We start from the raw sequence: 20,247 nt of genomic DNA, 5'->3' as shown, positions 1-20,247 counted from the left end.
AACGCCGGCAAGGCGCGGCAGGCGGCGTCGATGCGCACCACGGTGGGCATCGCGCTCAGGTCGCATTCGAAGCGGCGCGCGTTGGCCACCTGCGGCACCAGGCACAGATCGGCGATGGTCGGCGTGTCGCCATGGCAGAACGCGCCGGTGGCGGCCGAGCCGGCCAGCTGCGCTTCCAGGGCTTCCAGCCCCTGGCGCACCCAGTGCTGGTACCAGGCCGTCTTGGCGGCCTCGTCCACGCCCAGCGTGTGCTTCAGGTATTTCAACACCCGCAGGTTGTTCAGCGGATGGGTATCGCAGGCGATGCCCAGCGCCAGGTCGCGCACGCGCGCGCGGCCGATCGCGTCGGCCGGCAGCAGCGGCGCCTGCGGATGCGTTTCCTCGAGGTACTCGATGATGGCGAGCGACTGGCCGATGACCGCATCGCCATCGACCAGCGTGGGCACCAGTGCGGTCGGGTTGACCTTGCGATAGTCGGCCGACAATTGCTGGCCGCCGTCCTTGAGCAGGTGCACCGCCAGGTATTCGTACGGCAGGCCCTTCAGGTTCAGCGCGATGCGCACGCGATACGCGGCCGAGCTGCGGAAATAGCTGTACAACTGCATGGAGTCTCCTCGATTCTTGTTCTGCGCGACGCCCGCGGCGGGCGTCGCGCTCATTCCAGCGATTCGGTCTGCGCGGCCTTGCGCGACAGGCCCTTGGGCAGCGGGAACGCCACGTTCTCTTCCAGGCCCGGCATGGTGCGCACCGACACCGCGCCCAGTTCCTTGACCCGCGCGATCACCTGCTGCACCAGGATCTCGGGCGCCGACGCGCCGGCGGTCACGCCGATGCGCTTGCGGCCCTCGAGCCAGGCCGGGTCGATGGAATGCGCGCCGTCGATCAGGTACGACGCCACGCCCTTGCGGTCCGCCACTTCGCGCAGGCGGTTGGAATTGGAGCTGTTGGGGCTGCCGACCACCAGCACCAGGTCGCACTCGGGCGCCAGCACCTTGACCGCGTCCTGGCGGTTCTGGGTGGCGTAGCAGATGTCGCTTTTCTTGGGCTCGACGATGCTGGGAAAGCGCGCCTTGAGCGCCTTGGACACGGCCGCGGCGTCGTCCACCGACAGCGTGGTCTGCGTGACGTACGCCAGGTTCTCGGGATCGGTGACCTGCAGGCTGGCCACGTCGTCGACGGTCTCGACCAGGTACATGCCGCCCTGGGCCTGGCCCAGCGTGCCTTCGACTTCCGGATGGCCCTTGTGGCCGATCATGATGATCTCGCGGCCGGCCGCGCGCATGCGGGCCACCTCGATGTGCACCTTGGTCACCAGCGGGCAGGTGGCATCGAACACCTGCTGCCCGCGCGCCTCGGCTTCGGCCCGCACCGCCTTGGACACGCCATGGGCCGAGAACACCACGATGGCGCCGGAAGGCGCATCGTCCAGTTCGTCGATGAAGATGGCGCCCTTGGCGCGCAGGTCTTCGACCACGTAGCGGTTGTGGACGATCTCGTGGCGCACGTAGATCGGCGCGCCGTGCAGCTCGAGCGCGCGCTCGACGATGTCGATGGCGCGATCGACGCCGGCACAGAAGCCGCGCGGCTGCGCCAGCAGGACTTCGGCGCCGGCGGCGGTGACAGCCTGGCTCATCAGAGAACTCCCAGCAGCGCCACGTCGACCCGCAAGCTGATGCCCGCGAGCGGGTGGTTGAAATCGAACAATGCCGATTCCTCGTTGATTTCCTTCAGGACGCCCGAATAGCGGCCGCCGTTGGGCGCCGCGAACTCGACCAGGTCGCCGGGCTCGAAGGTGGCGTCGGCGCCGGCGTGCTCGGCGAGCATCTTGCGCGTGACGCGCTGGATCAGCTCGGGGTTGCGGTCGCCATAGGCGTCGGCCGGCTCCAGCGTGACGCTGAAGCGGTCGCCCTCGGCCTTGCCCAGCAAGGCGGTCTCCAGGCCCGGCGCCCATTGGCCGCTGCCCATCTGCAGCGTGGCGGGACGGCCGTCGAAAGTATCGGTGAACACCGAATCCTTGCCGGGGCCCGAAGCCAGGGTGATGCGGTAATGCAGCGTCAGGTAGGAGTCCGGACGGACCAAAACATTCATTTCGTTAGAGGCGATGCTCAAGATCTGCCACCGTAGTCAGACAGTAAGTGAACCCTGATTTTAGAGCCTCTTATGAAATTGTCTGTCCAGGTGTCCAAACACGAGCGTCCCCGCGAGCGCCTGCTGCGCCTGGGCGCCTCGTCGTTACAAAATACCGAGCTGCTCGCCATCGCCCTGCGCACCGGGGTGCCCGGGCTGAATGTGCTGGACCTTTCCAGCCAGCTGCTGGACCGGTTCCGCGGCCTGCGCGGGCTGCTGGGAGCCTCCCCGGAAGAGCTGCTGGCCGTGCCCGGCCTGGGCACGGCCAAGGCCTGCGCCCTGGCGGCGATCCTGGAACTGGCCAAGCGCGCCATCGAGGAGGAACTGACGCTCGCCAGCACTCTCGACCATCCTTCGCAGGTGAAACAATATTGCAAGGTCACGCTGGCCCACCGCCGGGTCGAACATTGCATCGCGCTCTACCTGGACAGTCAGCTGCGGCTGATCGCCAGCGGCGAACTGGCGCGCGGCACGCTGTCGCAGGCCTCGGTCTATCCGCGCGAGGTGGTGCGCGAGGCCCTGCGCCATCACGCGGCGGCCCTCATCATCGCCCACAACCACCCGTCCGGCCTGGCCCAGCCCAGCGCCGCCGACCTGGCGTTCACCCGCCACCTGAAGCAGGCGCTGGCGCTGGTCGACGTCGCCCTGGTCGACCACCTGATCGTCGCCGGCGACGAAGTCGCCTCGATGGCGGAACACGGCCGCATGTAAGGCTGCGCCCGCGGCGGGAATTCGTTAGACTACGGCCCGATATTGTTTTAGGCTTAACCTAATTTCCGCTTCCGCGACCTCGCGCCTCCATGAAACGCCTGTGGGATATCTCCCCTCCCGTCTCCACGGCCTCGCCCGTGTTTCCTGGCGATACGCCGTATCGCCAGCAATGGAAGTGGTCGCTCGAACCCGGCTGTCCGGTCAACGTCAGCGAAATCACGATGTCGCCGCACGTCGGCGCGCACGCCGATGCGCCGCTGCACTACCAGAACGGCGGCGCCGCCATCGGCGCGGTCTCGCTCGAACCCTTCCTGGGCCCCTGTCGCGTCATCCACGCCATTGACTGCGGGCCACTGATCACCCCGGAGCACCTGCTCCACGCCGCCAACAACCTGCCCCCGCGCATCCTGGTGCGTACCGCCAAGCATGCCGCGCAGGAATGGTGGACGGACGACTTCTCGGCCTACGCGCCCCAGACCATCGAATGGCTGGCCGAACGCGGCGTCATGCTGATCGGGTTGGACACCCCCAGCATCGACCCCGCGTCCAGCAAGACCCTGGACAGCCATCACGCCATCCTGCGGCACGACATGCGAGTACTGGAGAACCTGGTGCTCGACGACGTGCCGGAGGGCGATTACGAACTGATCGCACTGCCGCTGGCTTTGATCCAGGCTGACGCCAGCCCGGTGCGCGCCGTCTTGCGCGAACTGGGCTGATACCGGCCACCGGGCAGGCTGCGCGCGAGACGCGGCGCGATGAGCGCGCCGCCCCGTCACGCGCGGCCCGCCTTTTCGAAGAAGCACGACCATGAAGACTCCCTCCGATCCGCGCATGGCGCTTGCCTGCGCCCGCCTGCCGCATTCCGGCTGGCGCAGCCTGCCCGCCTCGGCCCGCCGCGCCGCCCCGCCCTGCCAGGGAGGCCGCGCATGAGCCAGAGCCAACGCCCCGAAGACATCGTCCGCGAGGAAAAGGCGCAGCTGGATTTCACGCGCGACATGACCTACGGCGATTACCTGCACCTGGACGAACTGCTGGGCGCGCAGCATCCGCTCTCGCCCGAGCACAACGAGATGCTGTTCATCATCCAGCACCAGACCAGCGAGCTCTGGATGAAGCTGATGCTGCACGAGTTGCGCGGCGCCATCGCCAACCTGGCGGCGGACCGCCCGCAGCCGGCCTTCAAGATGCTGGCCCGGGTCAGCAAGATCATGGAACAGCTAGTCCACGCCTGGGACGTGCTGGCGACCATGACGCCGCCCGAGTATTCCGCCCTGCGCCCCTACCTGGCGCGCTCCAGCGGCTTCCAGAGCTACCAGTACCGCCAGATCGAATTCCTGCTGGGCAACAAGAACGCCGCCATGCTCAAGCCGCACGCGCATCGCGCCGACCTGCTGGCGCAGGTGCAGCAGGCCTACGAGACGCCGTCGCTGTATGACGAATCGCTGCGCCTGCTGGCGCGGCACGGCGTGGCGGTCCCCGCCGACCGCCTGGAACGCGACTGGACCCAGCCCTACCAGGCGTCGGAAGGCGTCGAGCAGGCCTGGCTGACGGTCTACCGCGACACCGACCGCTACTGGGACCTGTACCAACTGGGCGAGAAACTGACCGACCTGGAAGATGCCTTCCGCCTGTGGCGTTTCCGCCACGTCACCACGGTCGAGCGCGTCATCGGCTTCAAGCGCGGCACCGGCGGCACCTCGGGCGTGGATTACCTGCGGCGCATGCTGGAGGTAGTGCTGTTCCCGGAGATCTGGAAACTGCGCACCGATCTCTGATCGTCGCTTCGATCCGTCCCCGGATGAAAAATCCGGGCCTCCCCACCCGGACGGCCCGGATTGCCTGTTCCGGCCGGACGATCCCATGCTAGAATCCACAGTTACTTTTCGGATACGTGGCAAGAACGCCTGAAAAAGCGATTCGTGCTGGCGACCCTAACTTTTGACATGACTCCCTTGAGGGAGTCCTAGGAAAGCACCATGAAAGAAGGCATTCACCCCGAATACCGCGAAGTCGTCTTCGCCGACCTGCAAACGGGCAGCAAGTTCATCACCCGCTCGACCGTGCAAACGCGCGAAACCATCGAACTCGATGGCAAGACGTACCCGCTCTTCAAGTGCGACGTGACCTCCGAATCGCACCCGTTCTACACGGGCGCCCAGACGCGTATCGTCGAAACCGGCCGCGTGGAAAAGTTCCGCGCCCGTTTCGCCCGTACCGCCGGCACGGTCAAGTCCGCTTCCTGATCCTGTCGCTCCTACGGGAGTCACAGCAAAAAGGCAGCCTCCGGGCTGCTTTTTTTTCCCCTGATCCCGCTCCTACGCAAACCGGGGGCTGGCGCTTCCCGATCACTCGGTTACATTAACGCCCGTGTCCCCACTTTCCATTTCCACTCCGGCCAGGCTGACGTCCGTGGCCACCGCGAAACTGCCCAGGCTGATTCTGCTTGGGCTGGCGCTGGCGTACATCATCGCCGGCCTGTTCATGCGCGACCCGTGGAAAACGGACGATGCGGTCGGCCTGGCGACCATGATCACCGCCATCCGTGAAGGCGGGATCACATGGCTGCTGCCGCAAGTGGGGCACCTGGCTCACGCCGAGGAAGGCCCGCTGATCACCTGGATCGGCGCGATCAGCATCTGGCTGTTCGGCCCCTTCATCGGCGACATCACCGCCGGCCGCCTGCCCAACCTGCTGTGGTTCGGCGTGACGGCGATGAGCGTCTGGTACGGCACCTACCTGCTCGGCCGCCGCGCCGAAGCCCAGCCGCTGGCGCTGCCCTTCGGCGGCGAACCGGAGCCGCGCGACTACGGCCGCATGCTGGCCGACGCCGCGCTGCTGCTGCTGCTGGCCACCATCGGCATCCTGCAGCGCACCCATGAGACCACGGTGGTGCCCGCCATCATGGCCTGCCAGGCGCTGGCCTTCTACTCGCTGGCGCGCACCGTGGACCGGCCCGTCACCGGCTCGACCACGCTGGGCATCGCGCTGGCCGCCAGCTTCCTCACGCGCGGCTGGATCGGCGCCCTGCCGATCATGGTCGCCGCCCTGCTCGCCTTCTATCCGCGCGGCCCGCTCTGGAAGTGCAAGCGCTGGCTGCCCTGGGCCGCGCTGGTCGCCGCCGTCCTGATCCTGGCCTGGTGGATTCCCGCCAGCCAGAGCAGCGAGTACTGGATCCGCAACTGGAAGACCTGGAACCTGGCGTCCTTCGCCGTGCCCACCTGGCACGACGTAGGCCGCACCCTGCGCGACCTGCCCTGGTACCTGTGGCCGACCTGGCCGCTGGCGCTGCTGGCCATCTGGCGCTGGCGCGCCTGGATCTACGCCCCGCACATCTGGCTGCCGCTGATGCTGCTGATCTGCTCGACCCTGGGGCTGTTCGGGCTGGACGAGGCCAGCGACTCCGAATACGTGCTGCTGGCCGTGCCCTGCGCGGTGCTGGGCGCGTTCTCGCTGCCAACCCTGCGGCGCGGCGTAGTCAACACGCTGGACTGGTTCGCGGTGATGTGTTTTTCGCTGACCGCCGCCACCGCGTGGCTCGGCTGGATCGCCCTGCACTTCCAATGGCCCGCGCAGATCTCCCGCAACATCGGCCGCCAGACGACCGGCTATGAGCCCGTCATCTCGTGGGTGGCGTTCGCGCTGGCGGTGGTCTTCACCATCGGCTGGATCGCGCTGGTGGTCTGGCGCCTGCGGGTCAAGCCGCAAGCCCTGTGGCGCGGCACCGTGCTGTCCGCCGGCGGCCTGACGGTCACCTGGATCCTGCTGGTGCTGTTGTGGCAGCCCGCGGTCGACTATGCCCGCAGCTATCGCACCGTGTCCGGCGAGCTGGCGCAGGCCCTGGAGCAGAACATCCGGCCGGGCGAATGCGTGCGCGGCCTCAGCCTGGGCAGCGGCCAGCGCGCCTCGTTCCTGATCTTCAACAACCTGACGTTCACGTTCGATTCCAAGTGCACGCTGGTGCTGCAGCAGACCACCAACCAGAGCCTGCGCGACAACACCGCCGCCTACAGCGACAGCGCCGACGTGCTGTGGCAAGACGGCCGCCGCGCCGATCGCCAGGAAGTCTTCCGCCTGCTGCGCGTCGGCCCCACGCGATGACCCCCGTCCACGCGGCGCCGGCCAGTTTCGGCGCCACCCTGCGCTGCATCGCCAAGCAGGCCTGGCCGGTCCTGATCAGCCAATGGGCCGGCATCTCGTTCGGCGTTCTCGACACCGCCATGACCGGCCACGCCAGTGCCAATGACCTGGCGGCGATGGCCCTGTCGGCCTCCATCTACATCACCGTCTTCGTCGGCCTGATGGGCGTGGTCCACGCCCTCATCCCGATCCTGGCGCAGCACTTCGGCGCCGGCAACAACCGCGAAGTCGGCCGCAGCTGGGGCCAGGGCGTATGGCTGGCGCTGGGATTGTCGGTGGTGGGCGGCATCCTGATGCTGTTCCCGGACTTCTGGCTGTCGATGTCGGGCAACGTCGATCCCGGCGTGCGCGAGCGCATCGCTTCGTACCTGCGGGCGCTGATCCTGGCCCTGCCGGCCGCGCTGGTGTTCCGCACCATCTACGCGCTCGGCACCTCGGTCTCGCGGCCCAAGCTGGTGATGGCGATCAACCTCACCGCCATCGGCTTCAAGGCCTTCTTCAACTGGCTGTTCATCTACGGCAGCCTGGGCCTGCCCGCCATGGGCGCCACCGGCGCCGGCCTGGCCACGGCGGTGGTGTCGTGGATGAGCCTGGGGCTGGGCCTGTGGGTCATCACTCACGACCGCTACTACCGCCGCTTCCACCTGCACGTCGGCCGCCCCGACTGGAAGACGCTGAAGGAACTGCTGCGCCTGGGCATCCCGATGGGCGGCTCGTACCTGGTCGAGGTCTCGGCCTTCACCTTCATGGCGCTGCTGGTCGCGCGTGAAGGCACCTTCGTCACCGGCGGCCACCAGATCATGGCGAACCTGGCGGCGCTCTGCTACATGATGCCGATGGCGCTGGGGGTGGCCACCGCCGCCCTGACGGCGCAGGCGATCGGCGCCGGCAACCTCGCGCACGCCCATCGCACCGGCATGGCCGGCCTGGCGCTCGGGCTGATGGGCGCGCTGCTGACCGCGGCGGTGCTGCTGGCCGGCCGCCCCCTGATCCTGGCGGCCTACACCGACAACCCGCAGGTGACCGCCGTGGCCACCACGCTGCTGGCGGTGCTGCCGCTGTTCCACCTGTTCGACTCCATGCAGTGCATCAACTCGTACCTGCTGCGGGCCTACAAGGTCGCGGTGGTGCCGCTGCTGCTGCAGACCGTGGCGCTGGCCGGCGTCGGCCTGGTCGGCGGCTGGTGGTTCGGTTTCGGGCCGGGCCAAGGCGGCCTGGACGGGCTGCGCGAGATCCTGGTGCCGGGCTCGCCGCAGGGGGCGGGCAGCATGTGGCTGATGGCCATGGTCGGCCTGGCGCTGTCGGCCACGCTGCTGCACTTCTGGTACCGCCACATCGTGCGCGACGTGACGCGCCAGGCCTGACGGCGCGCCCGGCGGGAAACGGCGGCGTCGAAAAAAAAGCAGCCCGAGGGCTGCTTTTTTCATGGCGGCGTGGCCGTCCCGCCCCGTTGCCGGCGGCGGGGACGCGCAGCGCGCTCAGCCCTTCGGGCGCTTGTCGATCACGCGGCGGGCCTTGCCCGTCAACGTACGCTCGACGTGGCCGGCATCCGACACCTGGATGCGGGCGCTGACGCCGATGTGCGTCTTGACCGCGTGCTGCAGCTGCTTGCCCAGCGCCGCGCGCTCGGCGTCCGACAGGGTCGAGAACTCGGCCCGGACTTCCGTCAGGATCTCGAGTTCGTCCATATTGCCGGTGCGCGACAGCACCAGCTGGTAGTGCGGCGCCAGCTGCGCGATCTTGAGCACCAGTTCCTCGACCTGGGTCGGGAACATGTTCACGCCGCGCACGATCAGCATGTCGTCGCTGCGGCCGGTGATCTTGCCGATGCGGCGCATGCTGCGCGCGGTGGGCGGCAGCAGGCGGGTCAGGTCGCGGGTGCGGTAGCGGATGATGGGCATCGCTTCCTTGGTGAGCGAGGTGAACACCAGTTCGCCCGGCTCGCCGTCCGCCACGGGTTCGCCCGTGTCCGGATTGATGATCTCGGCGTAGAAGTGGTCTTCCCACACCACCGGGCCGTCCTTGGTCTCGACGCACTCGCTGGCCACGCCCGGGCCCATCACTTCGGACAGCCCGTAGATGTCGACCGCATCGATGCCGGCCTCGGCCTCGATGTCGGCGCGCATCTGCCCGGTCCAGGGCTCGGCGCCGAAGATGCCGATGCGCAGCGAAGTTTGACGCGGATCAATCCCCTGGCGGCGCTGCTCCTCCAGAATATTGCAGAAATAAGAGGGCGTGACCATGATGATGTCCGGACGGAAATCGTTGATCAGCTGCACCTGCTTTTCGGTCTGCCCGCCCGACATCGGGATGACGGTGCAACCCAGGCGTTCGGCGCCGTAATGCGCGCCCAGGCCGCCCGTGAACAGGCCGTAGCCGTAGGCCACGTGCACCGTGTCGCCGGGCTTGCCGCCGGCCGCGCGGATCGAGCGCGCCACCAGGTTGGCCCAGTTGTCCAGGTCGCGCTGGGTGTAGCCCACCACGGTCGGCTTGCCGGTCGTGCCGCTGGACGCGTGGATGCGCGAGATACGCTCGCGCGGCACCGCGAACATGCCGAACGGATAGTTCTCGCGCAGTTCCTTCTTGGTGGTGAACGGGAACTTCGAAATATCCGACAGCTGCTTCAGGTCGTCGGGATGCACGCCCATCTCGTCGAACGCCTTCTTGTAGTGCGGCACGTTCTCGTAGGCGTGCTTGAGCGACCACTTCAGGCGCTCGAGCTGCAACGCGCGCAGCTCATCCTGGCTGGCATGCTCGATGGGGTCCAGCCCCGGCTTGCTCATGGTGTTGGACATGGTTATCTCTCTCCTGGAATGCTCTACCCTCCGTGCCGGAGGACGCGCCGCGCGCCCGCCTCGGCCGGTGGCCTTGTCTCTGATTGGTTGACGCGTTCAAGCCTCGGCTGGCGTGCCGACGATCTGCCCCTTGATACGATAGGAACGGCCCCGGAACAGGGCGACGTTGCGGCCGTCCTGATTGGTGACGGTCACGTCGTACACCCCGGTGCGTCCCGCCAGCGAGCGCTCCTGCGCCACCGCGGTCAGCAGGTCGCCCTCGAAGCCGGGGGCCAGGTAATCGATGGTGCAGCCCGACGCCACGGTGCTGACGTTGCGCGAGTTGCACGAAAAGGCGAAGGCGCTGTCGGCCAGCGCGAAGATGAAGCCGCCGTGGCAGGTCTTGTGGCCGTTGAGCATGTCGGGACGCACCCGCATGGTCAGGCGCGCATAGCCCGGCGCCATTTCCTCGACCTTCATGTTCAGGCCCTGCGAGGCCGCGTCGCCGGCATACATCACCGCGCCCACGGCCTGCGCCAGTTCCTGCGGATCGGTCGGCGCCTCGACGGGCGGAACGTGCGTGCTGCTCATCATTGCCCCTTGAACTGCGGTTCGCGTTTGCCCAGGAACGCGGCCACGCCTTCGGCGTAGTCGGCGCTGCGGCCCAGTTCGCGCATCATGTCGCGCTCCAGGTCCAGCTGGGTCGCCAGGTCGTTGCCCAGGCTGGCCTGCAAGGCGCGCTTGGTGAAGGCCAGGCCCTTGGTCGGCGCGCGCGAGAAGTGCCGCGCCAGGTTCTCCAGCGTGGCGTCGAACGCGTCGTCGGCCACGCATTGCCAGATCAGGCCCCAGGCCTCGGCCTGGCGCGCGCTGAGCTTGTCGCCCAGCATCGCCAGCCCCATGGCGCGGGCGCGGCCCACCAGGCGCGGCAGCACGAAGGTGCCGCCCGTGTCGGGAATCAGCCCCAGCTTGCAGAACGACTGGATGAAGTTGGCCGATTCCTTGGCGATGACGATGTCGCCGGCGAACGCGAGGTTGGCGCCCGCCCCCGCCGCCACGCCATTGACCCCGACCACCACCGGCATCGGCAGCGCGTTCAGGCGGCGCACCAGCGGCGCGTAGAACTTGTCGACGGTCTCGCCCAGGTCGGGCGGCGTGCCATCGGGCGCCGGCTTGCGCTCGCTCAGGTCCTGGCCGGCGCAGAAGCCGCGGCCGGCGCCGGTCAGCACCAGCACGCGCGCGCCTTCGGTCTCGACGCGGGTCAGCGCATGCGCCACTTCAGCGTGCATGTTGGCGGTGAAGCTGTTGAGCTTGTCCGGACGGTTCAGCGTCAGGCGGGCGATGCCGTCGGCCAGTTCGAATTGGATGTCTTGGTAGGTCATGTCCGGTCCAACGCTCAGATGTGACGGCGCGTCTGCACCACGCGGAAGCGGTTGGACACGTAGGCCGAGTCGGACAGCGCCGCGTTGGCCGCCGGGTTGGCGCCGGTGCCATGGAAATCGCTGAAGGCCGCGGTCTGGTTGACGAACACCGCGCCGGTCAGGTTCAGCGACAGCGACACGCCGGACTCTTCCGCCGCGTCCTGCACCTGCTCGGCCACGTCGTTGCTGGTGGTGTAGGCCGACAGCGACAGCGCGCCGTGTTCGATCACGCTGTCGCGCGCGATCTGGATGCTGTGCGCGGTGGAGTCGGTGGCGACCACGAAGGCGATCGGGCCAAACCATTCCTGGCTGATGGCGGCGTTGCCGGCCTCGGCGCGCAGCAGCAGCGGCGTGCGCACGCGGGCGTTCTCGAACTGCGGGTGCGTCAGCGTCTTGCTGTCGGCGACCACCGGCAAACCCAGCGCGCGCGCCTTCTCGATGCGTTCGACGATGCCTTCGTTCTGGATCGCGCCGGTCAACTCGACGGCCTTGGCGGCGTCGGCGCCGAGCTTGTCGACCGCGGCGCCCAGGGCGGCGGCGACCTCATCGAAGCTGACGCGGCCTTCCGGCGTCTGGATGCCGTCGCGCGGCACGTAGATGTTCTGCGGCGCCGTGCACATCTGGCCCGAGTACAGGGCCAGCGAGAACGCCAGGTTGCGCGCCACGCCCTTCAGGTCGGCGGCCGAGTCGATGATGACCTGATTGACGCCGGCCTTCTCGGTGTAGACCAGCGCCTGGCGGGCGTTGTTCTCGAGCCAGTCGCCGTTGGCGGTGCTGCCGGTGAAGTCGATGATCTTGACGGCGGGATCCAGCGCCAGCTGGCGCGCGGTGTCTTCCTCGGCGGTGTGCGCGGCCAGCAGCACCACGTCCGGGTCGAAGCCGGCCTCCTGCAGCACTTCGCGCGCCACCTTGACGGTCAGCGCCAGCGGCAGGATCGCGCCCGGGTGCGGCTTGACGATGACGGTGTTGCCGGTCGCCAGGCTGGCGAACAGGCCGGGATAGCCGTTCCAGGTCGGGAAGGTCGAGCAGCCGATCACCAGCGCCACGCCGCGCGGCACCACGGTGAAGTGCTTTTCCATGCGGATGGGATCATTCTTGCCCTGCGGCTTTTCCCAGATGGCGACGCCGGGGATGCGCGACATTTCCTGCCAGGCGTAGGCCACGGCCTCGAAGCCGCGGTCCTGCGCGTGCGGGCCACCGGCCTGGAAGGCCATCATGAAGCCCTGGCCGGTGGTGTGCTGCACCGCGTAGGCCATCTCGAAACTCAGCTTGTTCAGGCGCGCCAGGATTTCCAGCGAAACGCCCACCCAGGCCTGCGGGCCGGCGCGGCGCCAGTCCTGCAACGCGCGCTTGGACGCGGCCACCAGCTTGGCGGCCGGCACGTGCGGATAGGTGATGCCCAGGTCGAAGCCAAAGGGCGACTTTTCGCCGCCGACGGTGCCGTCGGCGTCGTGCAGGTTCAGCGGAAACGGCTTGCCGCGCAGCGCCTCGAAGGCGGCGCGGCCGTCGTCATTGGCGGTCTCGCCATAGTTGCGGGGGCTGGGCGACTCGGCAAACGGGCTCCAGTAGCCGCGCAGCGCGGCGGCGGCCAGGGCTTGTTCCAGCAGGGGCTGATGGCGTTCGAAGAATTTCTGGGACACTGCGTCTCTCCAAATGGAATAGGGGTCTGACTGGCGCGCGCCGGGTCAGGTTTCCTGGTCGAAGTCGATCACCAGGCGGTCGCTGACCGGAAAGCTCTGGCAGCTCAGGATAAAGCCTCGCGCCACTTCGTAGTCTTCCAGGGCGAAGTTGGCATCCATGTCCACTTCGCCCTCGACCACCTTGCAACGGCAGGTGGAACACACCCCGCCCTTGCACGAATACGGCAGCTCGATGCCCTGCGCCAGCGCCGAATCCAGCACGCTGTCTTTGTTCTTGTCGATCACGAACTTGCGGCTGTGGCCGTCCTGCACCACGGTCACCTCGCACTGGCCCTTGCCGGGCGCCTGGCGGGCGTCCTGCCCCGTGCGCAACGCGCGCGGCCCCTTCGGGGCGCCGAACAGCTCGAACTTGATGTTCGACTTCGGAATGCCGCGGGCCTGCAGCCGCTCGACCACGCTCTCGGTCATGGTCTGGGGACCGCAGACAAAAGCGTAGTCGATATCCTCGGGGCTCATCCAGGCCGACATCAGCTGGTCGACCTTGTCGCCGTCCAGGCGGCCGTTGAACAGCTCGATGTCCTGGGTTTCGCGGCTCATGACGTAGACCAGCGAGAAGCGGTCCATGTACAGGTTCTTCAGGTCCTCGATCTCTTCGCGGAACAGCACGGCCGACGAGGCGCGGTTGCCGAAGAACAGCGTGAACTTGCTGTTCGGTTCGGTCGACAGCGCGGTCTTGACCAGCGAGAACACCGGCGTGATGCCGCTGCCGACCGCGAAGGCGACGTAGTGGCGCTGGTTCTGCGGCGCGAAATCGACGGTGAAGTTGCCGGCCGGCGCCATCACTTCCAGCGTCTGGCCCGGCTGCAGCTCGTGATTGGCCCAGCTGGAGAAGACGCCCTCATCGACCTTCTTGATCGCCACGCGCAGCAGCTTGTCGCGCGGCGCCGAACAGATCGAATAGGAACGGCGCAGCTCCTCGCCGTTGAGCTGCGTGCGCAGCGTCAGGTACTGGCCCGGCAGGAAGGCGAATTCATCGGCCAGCGTATCGGGCAGGTCGAACGTCACGACCACCGCGTCGCGCGTGTTGCGCGCCACCGAGGCCACTTTCAGGGGGTGGAATTGGTTCAGGCTCATTTTCGAAACCACTCTCAGTGAGTCTTGAAATAATCGAACGGCTCGCGGCAGCTGACGCAGCGGTACAGCGCCTTGCACGAGGTCGATCCGAAGTTGCTGACCAGGCGCGTGTCGCGCGAGCCGCAGCGCGGGCACTCGATGGCGGGCCCGGCGTTGCGCCGGCTGATGCCCGAGATGTCGATGGCCTGTTGCGCGGGCGCGGCGATGCCGTAGTCCTTGAGCGCGGCGCGGCCCTTCTCGCTCATCCAGTCGGTGGTCCAGGCGGGTGACAGGCGGGTCTCGACGCGCACCTCGCCGACGCCGTGGCGCGCCAGCACCTGGCGGATGTCTTCGGTGATCTCGCGCATCGCGGGGCAGCCGGAGTAGGTCGGCGTGATGACGACGACGCAGGCGTCGCCCTCGAACGCGACGTCCCGCACCACGCCCAGGTCCACCACCGACAGCACGGGGATCTCCGGATCGGGGACCTCCTGCAGCCAGGCGTAGACCTGCTCGATGGACACGGACGCCAGCATGTTCACCACGTCGCTCCCGGATAGGCGCGCGGCAGGTACTGCATTTCCGCCAGCACGTAGCCCAGCTCCTCGGTGTGCCGGCCCTGGCGGCCGCCGCTATGGGCCGGATGGTTCGCCGCCGCGGCGTCGGGCACCTTCAGCGTGGCTTCCTCAAGCACTTCGCACACATGCTGTTCCCAGGGCGTGCGCAGCGCGGCCAGTTCACAGCCGATGCCGCGCGCCGCCATGTCCTGGTCGATCGCGTCGTCGGTGAACAGTTCGCCGGTGAAGCGCCAGGCGTCGTCGATCGCCGCCTGCATCTTGGCGTGGCTGATCTCTGTGCCGTCGCCCAGGCGCACCACCAGGTCGGACGAGCGCCGCACGTGGTAGGTCACTTCCTTGAGCGACTTGGCGGCGATGCCGGCCACGCGTTCGTCCGACGATTGCGCCAGGCGCTGCAGCAGGAAGTAGTGCCAGACGTCGAACAGGAACTGCCGCGCCATGGTGTCGGCGTAGTTGCCGTTGGGCCGTTCGACCAGCAGCGCGTTGTGGAACTGGTGGGCGTCGCGCAGGTAGGCCAGCGCGTCTTCGTCGCGGCCCGCGCCTTCGACCTCGCCGGCCAACGTCAGCCACATGCGGGCCTGGCCCAGCAGGTCGAGCGCGGTGTTGGTCAGCGCCAGGTCCTCTTCCAGGATCGGGCCATGGCCGGTCCAGGCGCCCAGCCGCTGCGACAGGATCAGCGACGTGTCGCCCAGGCGCAGCAGGTATTCAAAGAAAGTCTTGTCCATGTCTCCCCCGCCGCCTTACATGTGCTTGATTTCTTCAGGCATCGGGAAGAACGTGGGATGCCGGTAGACCTTGCTGTTGGCCGGCTCGAACAAGGGATCCTTGTCGCCCGGGCTGCTGGCGGAGATGTCGGAGGCGCGCACCACCCAGATGCTCAGGCCTTCGTTGCGGCGGGTATAGACGTCGCGGGCGTGATTGATCGCCATTTCGGCGTCGGGCGCGTGCAGGCTGCCGACGTGCTTGTGCGCCAGGCCGTGCTGGCTGCGGATGAACACTTCCCACAGAGGCCAGTCTTTGCTCATGATGGATATCCTCGGATGCCGGGCGCGCGTCGCGCTCCGGGTATGGATGAGTAAGGAGTTGGAAGGCCGGGCGCCGCCCGGCCGAAGCTCAGGCCGCCTTGCGCTCGGCCTGCTTGTCGGCGTGGGCGACCAGCGCCTCGCGCACCCAGGCGCCGTCTTCGTGCGCCTTGACGCGCGCCGCCAGGCGTTCGCGGTTGCACGGGCCGTTGCCCTTGAGCACGGCGTAGAACTCGCTCCAGTCGATCTCGCCGAAGTCGTAGTGGCCGCGCTCGGCGTTCCACTTCAGCTCGGGATCGGGGACGGTCAGGCCCAGGTATTCGGCCTGCGGCACGGTCTGGTCGACCATCTTCTGGCGCAGTTCGTCGTTGGAGAACAGCTTGATCTTCCAGGCCATGGACTGGGCGCTGTTGGGCGAGTCCGCGTCGGACGGGCCGAACATCATGAGCGCCGGCCACCACCAGCGGTTCAGCGAGTCCTGCACCATCGCCTTCTGTTCGGGCGTGCCGTGCAGGCACATCTGCATCAGCAGGTCGTAGCCCTGGCGCTGGTGGAAGGACTCCTCCTTACAGACCCGCACCATGGCGCGGGCGTAGGGGCCGTAGGAGCAACGGCACAGCGGGATCTGGTTGATGATGGCCGAGCCGTCGACCAGCCAGCCGATCATGCCGATGTCGGCCCAGCTGAGCGTGGGGTAATTGAAGATGCTGGAGTACTTGGCGCGGCCGGCATGCAGGTCGTCGATCAGGTCGTCGCGCGACACGCCCAGGGTCTCGGCGGCGCTGTACAGGTAGAGGCCGTGGCCGGCTTCGTCCTGCACCTTGGCCAGCAGGATGGCCTTGCGCTTGAGCGACGGGGCGCGGGTGATCCAGTTGCCTTCAGGCAGCATGCCGACGATTTCGGAGTGCGCGTGCTGCGAGATCTGGCGCACCAGGGTCTTGCGGTAGGCCTCGGGCATCCAGTCCTTGGCCTCGATCCGCACGCCATCGTCGATGCGGCGCTGGAACGTCTGTTCGCGGCCTTCGAGCTGGTCCGCGGTCTTGACCTGCTTGACGCCGGTTTCGACGAGTTGAGCGTACATGGTTGTCTCCTTGAGACGGTTTGCGATAGCGCAAAGCAAACGCCGCGCAGTGCCGTCATGTCATAGGCGGATTATTTAATACAAAAAAACCATTGTCAAACTCAAATCTGTATCACATTGGATTTATGTATCATATCGAGGATCCCGATATCGGCCGTTCCCGGCCTCCCTTATGGCAAACCCTCAGTCGCCCCTGGACCGCTACCTGTCACGCCTCATCAAGAGCGATCCGCCGCGCGCCAAATCGCTCTGCGTCAGCCTGCTGGGCGACGCCCTGGCGCCCCATGGCGGCGCCATCTGGCTGGGCGACCTGATCGAGCTGCTGGCGCCCCTGGGCATCAACGAACGCCTGCTGCGCACCAGCGTGTTCCGGCTGGTGGCGCAGAACTGGCTGCAGTCCGAGCGCCACGGCCGCCGCAGCCTCTACCTGATTTCCGAACAAGGCCTGCGCCACACAGCGCACGCCTCGCAGCGCATCTACGTGGGCGCGCCGCGGGACTGGAACGGGGAATGGACACTGGTGGCGCTGCCGCGCACCGGCAACGGGCTGGCCGAGCGCGCGGAACTGCGGCGCGAGCTGGTCTGGGAAGGGTTCGGCATGATCGCGCCGGGCCTGTTCGCCCACCCGCACACCGAAGCGCGCGCGGCGCACGACATCCTGGAAAAGCTGGGCATCCCGGACAAGGCGCTGGTGCTGTCGGCGCGCGACCTGGCCGGCGCCGGCGGCCTGCCGATCGCCAGCCTGGCCTCGCAGTGCTGGAACCTGGACGACGTGGCCGAGCAGTACCGGCAGTTCACCCGTAATTTCGGACCATTGGAAAAGTTGCTGGAGACGCCACCGTCGCCATCCGATGCCTTCATCACCCGTGTGATGCTGCTGCACAATTGGCGCCGGATCGTGCTGCACGATCCCCACCTGCCCGGCCCCATGCTGCCCGACAACTGGCCCGGCCATGCGGCGCGCGAGATCTGCGGCCGCATCTACTGGCAGGTGTTCGACGCCTCGGAAGCGCACCTGAACACCCTGGCCGGCCGCGACAACGAACGCTACACGCCGCTGGCCGCCGACATCGCCGCGCGCTTCGGCGGCCGCCCGGGCTCAGGCGCCGGCGCCTGACTGCGGCAGGGTCACGCCCAGCGTCTCCAGGTGGGACTCGCCGACGGCGCCAGCCGTGGCATCCGCGAGCGTCAATCCCCTTGCCCGGCCAATGAAGGAGAGCGTCCAACGCGCCCGGATGGGCCGGCCCAGGGCCGCGCCGGTGTCGGCATCGATGCCGCTGGGCACATCCAGCGCCAGCACCGGCGCGTTCCAGGCGTTGACGCGGTCCACCAATGCCTGCCAGTCCGGCCCCAGGGGACGGTTCAGGCCAATCCCGAACAGGCCGTCGATGACCAGGTCCGGCGCCGCATCGGGCGTCAACAGGCGGCTGGTGGCGCCCCCCGCCGCGATCCAGCCGGCATGAGCAAGCGCGGCGTCGGCGGGCAGGGACTGCGCGCCCGAGGGCAGCACGACCCGCAAGTCGTACCCCATTTCATGCAGGCGGGTCGCCGCGACCAGGGCATCGCCGCCATTGTTGCCCGGGCCGGCCAGCGCCAGCACCCTGGCCCCAGGCGCGAACCGGGCCGCGACGAAACGCGCCGCGGCCGCCCCGGCCAGCGGCATGAGCCGCCGTCCCCGGGCCAGGGCCTCGTGTTCGGCGGCGCGAATGACGGCAACGGGATGGGATGACGGCATGACGGCTCGCAGGCGGGCGCCGCCGACGGGCGGCTTACACCTTCAGGAAGTGTTCGCGGTAGTACTTCAGTTCGTCGATCGATTCATAGATGTCGGCCAGCGCTTCGTGGCGGCTCTTCTTCTCGAAACCCTTGTACACGGCCGGCGCCCAGCGGCGCGCCAGTTCCTTGAGCGTGCTGACATCCAGGTTGCGGTAGTGGAAGAATTGCTCCAGGCGCGGCATGTAAGCAAACATGAAGCGGCGGTCCTGGCTGATGGTGTTGCCGCACAGCGGCGACTTGCCGGCCGGCACGTGCTGCGCGAGAAACGCCAACAGCGTATCCTCTGCCTGCGCTTCGGAAATCGTCGAGGTGCGGACCTTGTCGATCAGGCCGCTCTTGCCGTGGGTGGATTTGTTCCAGCTGTCCATGGCGTCGAGCTGGCTGTCCGATTGGTGCACGACCAGCACGGGGCCTTCGGCGACCACGGTCAGGTCGGCCTCGGTCACCACCACGGCGACCTCGATGATGCGCTCTTTCTCAGGGTCCAGGCCGGTCATTTCCATATCGAGCCAGACCAGGCGGTTTTCGTTCACAGCCATATAATTTGCCTATAAAAGACGCGATTTTCAAACCCGCGATTTTCGCACATACCCATTTGAGCCGGCCGTATCGCCCATGTTCACATTGCTGTTCGTTGCCTTCCTGCTGACCGATATCGCCGTGCGCATGTGGCTGGCCAGTCGCCAGATCCGCCACGTGGCGCGCCATCGCGACCAGGTACCGCCGGAATTCTCCCACCGGATCGGCCTGGCGAGCCACCAGCGCGCCGCCGACTACACGGTCGCCAGGGTCAGGCTGGGCATGTTCGAACGCACCTATGATGCCATCCTGCTGATCTGCCTGACGCTGATGGGCGGCCTGCAGCTCATCGACCTGTGGGTAGGCCAGCTTACCAGCAATGACTTCCTGCGCCAGATGCTGCTGCTGGTGGCCGTGGCGCTGCTGCTGGGCCTGCTGGGGCTGCCCTTCACGCTGTGGCGGCAGTTCAAGCTGGAGGCCCGCTTCGGTTTCAACCGCATGACGCCCGAACTGTTCATCTCGGACGCGGCCAAGGGCCTGCTGGTGGCGGCGGTGCTGGGGCTGCCGCTGGCGGCCGCGGTGCTGTGGCTGATGGGCAGCGCGGGGCAATACTGGTGGATCTGGGCCTGGGCGCTGTGGACGGCGTTCAACCTGGCGCTGCTGATCGTCTACCCGATGTTCATCGCCCCGCTGTTCAACAAGTTCACGCCGCTGTCCGATCCCGAGCTGGCGGGCCGCATCCAGCGCCTGGCGCAGCGCTGCGGCTTCGCGCTCAACGGCCTGTTCGTGATGGACGGCTCGCGCCGCTCGGCCCACGGCAACGCCTATTTCACCGGCTTCGGCCGCTCGCGCCGCATCGTGTTCTTCGATACGCTGCTGGCGCGCCTGAACGCCGACGAGATCGAGGCGGTGCTGGCGCACGAGCTGGGCCATTTCGCCAAGCGCCACATCATCAAGCGCATCCTGTTCAGCTTCGCCGCCGCGCTGGGCTTTTTCGCCATCCTGGGCTGGGTCGCGCAGCAGCCGTGGTTCTACGTGGGCCTGGGCGTGCTGCCGCAACTGGGCGGACGCAACGACGCCATGGCGCTGCTGCTGTTCTTCCTGGCCATTCCCGTTTTCACCTTCGTCTTCACGCCGCTGGCCAGCTGGTATTCGCGCCGCGACGAGTTCGAGGCCGACCGCTACGCGGCCGAGCAGAGCTCGCCCGACCGCCTGGTGTCCGCCCTGGTCAAGCTCTACGACGACAACGCCGCCACCCTGACTCCCGATCCCGTGCACTCCGCCTTCTACGACAGCCATCCCCCCGCCGCCGTGCGCATCCGCCACCTGACGGCGCCCGCGGCATGAG

The 20,247-nt window shown here is 67.6% G+C and carries 23 protein-coding genes; 9 read left to right on the top strand and 14 right to left on the bottom strand.

Annotated elements, in window-relative coordinates:
• The 3 genes from maiA to AOZ53_RS04060 form a co-directional block, all read right to left on the bottom strand.
• Positions 1 to 605, bottom strand: a 605-nt coding sequence (gene maiA / locus AOZ53_RS04070; protein ID WP_054486906.1) for a maleylacetoacetate isomerase, incomplete at its 3' end; no start/stop codon positions are given.
• 50 nt (positions 606 to 655) lie between these two features.
• Positions 656 to 1,633, bottom strand: a complete 978-nt coding sequence (gene ispH, locus AOZ53_RS04065; protein ID WP_054429447.1) for a 4-hydroxy-3-methylbut-2-enyl diphosphate reductase — start codon at positions 1,631 to 1,633, stop codon at positions 656 to 658.
• Positions 1,633 to 2,109 (bottom strand): FKBP-type peptidyl-prolyl cis-trans isomerase, encoded by a 477-nt coding sequence (locus tag AOZ53_RS04060; RefSeq protein ID WP_175142229.1) that lies wholly within the window; start codon positions 2,107 to 2,109, stop codon positions 1,633 to 1,635. Before AOZ53_RS04060 ends, ispH begins: the two co-directional genes overlap by 1 nt.
• A 51-nt stretch (positions 2,110 to 2,160) precedes the next feature.
• Here AOZ53_RS04060 and radC point away from each other — a divergent pair, with 51 nt between their 5' ends.
• The 7 genes from radC (at position 2,161) to AOZ53_RS04030 (ending at position 8,342) form a co-directional block, all read left to right on the top strand.
• Positions 2,161 to 2,838: a RadC family protein gene (gene radC / locus AOZ53_RS04055; protein ID WP_054486904.1), complete on the top strand. Its 678-nt coding sequence runs from the start codon at positions 2,161 to 2,163 to the stop codon at positions 2,836 to 2,838.
• Positions 2,839 to 2,927: 89 nt separating this feature from the next.
• Positions 2,928 to 3,557, top strand: coding sequence for an arylformamidase (kynB, locus tag AOZ53_RS04050; protein ID WP_054429449.1), 630 nt, complete (start codon positions 2,928 to 2,930; stop codon positions 3,555 to 3,557).
• Positions 3,558 to 3,648: 91 nt separating this feature from the next.
• Positions 3,649 to 3,771, top strand: a complete 123-nt coding sequence (locus AOZ53_RS35160) for a hypothetical protein (RefSeq protein WP_255353143.1) — start codon at positions 3,649 to 3,651, stop codon at positions 3,769 to 3,771.
• Positions 3,768 to 4,616 (top strand): tryptophan 2,3-dioxygenase, encoded by an 849-nt coding sequence (gene kynA / locus AOZ53_RS04045; RefSeq protein ID WP_054429450.1) that lies wholly within the window; start codon positions 3,768 to 3,770, stop codon positions 4,614 to 4,616. Before AOZ53_RS35160 ends, kynA begins: the two co-directional genes overlap by 4 nt.
• A gap of 201 nt (positions 4,617 to 4,817) precedes the next feature.
• Complete coding sequence (locus AOZ53_RS04040) at positions 4,818 to 5,084, top strand: type B 50S ribosomal protein L31 (RefSeq protein WP_006388310.1); 267 nt, start codon at positions 4,818 to 4,820, stop codon at positions 5,082 to 5,084.
• A gap of 124 nt (positions 5,085 to 5,208) precedes the next feature.
• On the top strand, positions 5,209 to 6,939 hold the full coding sequence (locus AOZ53_RS04035; RefSeq protein WP_054486902.1) for an ArnT family glycosyltransferase: 1,731 nt from the start codon (positions 5,209 to 5,211) through the stop codon (positions 6,937 to 6,939).
• Positions 6,936 to 8,342 carry an MATE family efflux transporter gene (locus AOZ53_RS04030; RefSeq protein WP_054486900.1) on the top strand — a complete coding sequence of 469 codons (1,407 nt, stop codon included), beginning with the start codon at positions 6,936 to 6,938 and terminating at the stop codon, positions 8,340 to 8,342. Before AOZ53_RS04035 ends, AOZ53_RS04030 begins: the two co-directional genes overlap by 4 nt.
• 114 nt (positions 8,343 to 8,456) lie before the next feature.
• Here AOZ53_RS04030 and paaK read toward each other — a convergent pair whose 3' ends face one another.
• From paaK to paaA, 9 genes are all read right to left on the bottom strand, one after another.
• A complete protein-coding gene (gene paaK, locus AOZ53_RS04025) occupies positions 8,457 to 9,773 on the bottom strand; it encodes a phenylacetate--CoA ligase PaaK (protein ID WP_054429453.1) in 1,317 nt (438 codons plus the stop codon).
• Positions 9,774 to 9,869: 96 nt separating this feature from the next.
• Complete coding sequence (gene paaI / locus AOZ53_RS04020) at positions 9,870 to 10,343, bottom strand: hydroxyphenylacetyl-CoA thioesterase PaaI (RefSeq protein WP_054486899.1); 474 nt, start codon at positions 10,341 to 10,343, stop codon at positions 9,870 to 9,872.
• Complete coding sequence (gene paaG / locus AOZ53_RS04015; RefSeq protein ID WP_054429455.1) at positions 10,343 to 11,131, bottom strand: 2-(1,2-epoxy-1,2-dihydrophenyl)acetyl-CoA isomerase PaaG; 789 nt, start codon at positions 11,129 to 11,131, stop codon at positions 10,343 to 10,345. Before paaG ends, paaI begins: the two co-directional genes overlap by 1 nt.
• Before the next feature lie 14 nt (positions 11,132 to 11,145).
• On the bottom strand, positions 11,146 to 12,810 hold the full coding sequence (paaN, locus tag AOZ53_RS04010; protein WP_054429456.1) for a phenylacetic acid degradation protein PaaN: 1,665 nt from the start codon (positions 12,808 to 12,810) through the stop codon (positions 11,146 to 11,148).
• Positions 12,811 to 12,855: 45 nt separating this feature from the next.
• The gene (gene paaE, locus AOZ53_RS04005; protein ID WP_054429457.1) at positions 12,856 to 13,944 is read right to left on the bottom strand and encodes a 1,2-phenylacetyl-CoA epoxidase subunit PaaE; all 1,089 of its coding nucleotides are present in this window, start codon (positions 13,942 to 13,944) and stop codon (positions 12,856 to 12,858) included.
• A 14-nt stretch (positions 13,945 to 13,958) separates the two neighbouring features.
• On the bottom strand, positions 13,959 to 14,459 hold the full coding sequence (gene paaD / locus AOZ53_RS04000; protein ID WP_156333222.1) for a 1,2-phenylacetyl-CoA epoxidase subunit PaaD: 501 nt from the start codon (positions 14,457 to 14,459) through the stop codon (positions 13,959 to 13,961).
• 2 nt (positions 14,460 to 14,461) lie between these two features.
• Positions 14,462 to 15,226: a 1,2-phenylacetyl-CoA epoxidase subunit PaaC gene (gene paaC / locus AOZ53_RS03995; protein ID WP_054429458.1), complete on the bottom strand. Its 765-nt coding sequence runs from the start codon at positions 15,224 to 15,226 to the stop codon at positions 14,462 to 14,464.
• Positions 15,227 to 15,241: 15 nt separating this feature from the next.
• Positions 15,242 to 15,526 (bottom strand): 1,2-phenylacetyl-CoA epoxidase subunit PaaB, encoded by a 285-nt coding sequence (gene paaB / locus AOZ53_RS03990; protein ID WP_006388300.1) that lies wholly within the window; start codon positions 15,524 to 15,526, stop codon positions 15,242 to 15,244.
• A gap of 88 nt (positions 15,527 to 15,614) precedes the next feature.
• Complete coding sequence (paaA, locus tag AOZ53_RS03985; protein WP_054429459.1) at positions 15,615 to 16,604, bottom strand: 1,2-phenylacetyl-CoA epoxidase subunit PaaA; 990 nt, start codon at positions 16,602 to 16,604, stop codon at positions 15,615 to 15,617.
• Positions 16,605 to 16,776: 172 nt separating this feature from the next.
• On the opposite strand from paaA, the gene paaX reads away from it, so the two are divergent.
• A complete protein-coding gene (gene paaX / locus AOZ53_RS03980; protein ID WP_054429460.1) occupies positions 16,777 to 17,721 on the top strand; it encodes a phenylacetic acid degradation operon negative regulatory protein PaaX in 945 nt (314 codons plus the stop codon).
• On the opposite strand, the gene AOZ53_RS03975 is transcribed toward paaX, so the two are convergent.
• A complete protein-coding gene (locus AOZ53_RS03975) occupies positions 17,704 to 18,339 on the bottom strand; it encodes an NAD(P)H-hydrate epimerase (RefSeq protein WP_054429461.1) in 636 nt (211 codons plus the stop codon). The genes paaX and AOZ53_RS03975 overlap by 18 nt on opposite strands.
• A gap of 34 nt (positions 18,340 to 18,373) precedes the next feature.
• Positions 18,374 to 18,919 carry an oligoribonuclease gene (gene orn, locus AOZ53_RS03970; RefSeq protein ID WP_054486897.1) on the bottom strand — a complete coding sequence of 182 codons (546 nt, stop codon included), beginning with the start codon at positions 18,917 to 18,919 and terminating at the stop codon, positions 18,374 to 18,376.
• 76 nt (positions 18,920 to 18,995) lie between these two features.
• Between orn and AOZ53_RS03965 the strand changes: the two genes are divergently transcribed.
• Positions 18,996 to 20,246, top strand: a complete 1,251-nt coding sequence (locus tag AOZ53_RS03965; protein WP_049072380.1) for a M48 family metallopeptidase — start codon at positions 18,996 to 18,998, stop codon at positions 20,244 to 20,246.
• Position 20,247: the final 1 nt, after the last annotated feature.

It is taken from the genome of Achromobacter sp. 2789STDY5608621, assembly GCF_001299375.1.
Taxonomy (GTDB): domain Bacteria; phylum Pseudomonadota; class Gammaproteobacteria; order Burkholderiales; family Burkholderiaceae_B; genus Achromobacter; species Achromobacter insuavis.
This window is presented reverse-complemented; position numbering and strand designations above follow the sequence as displayed.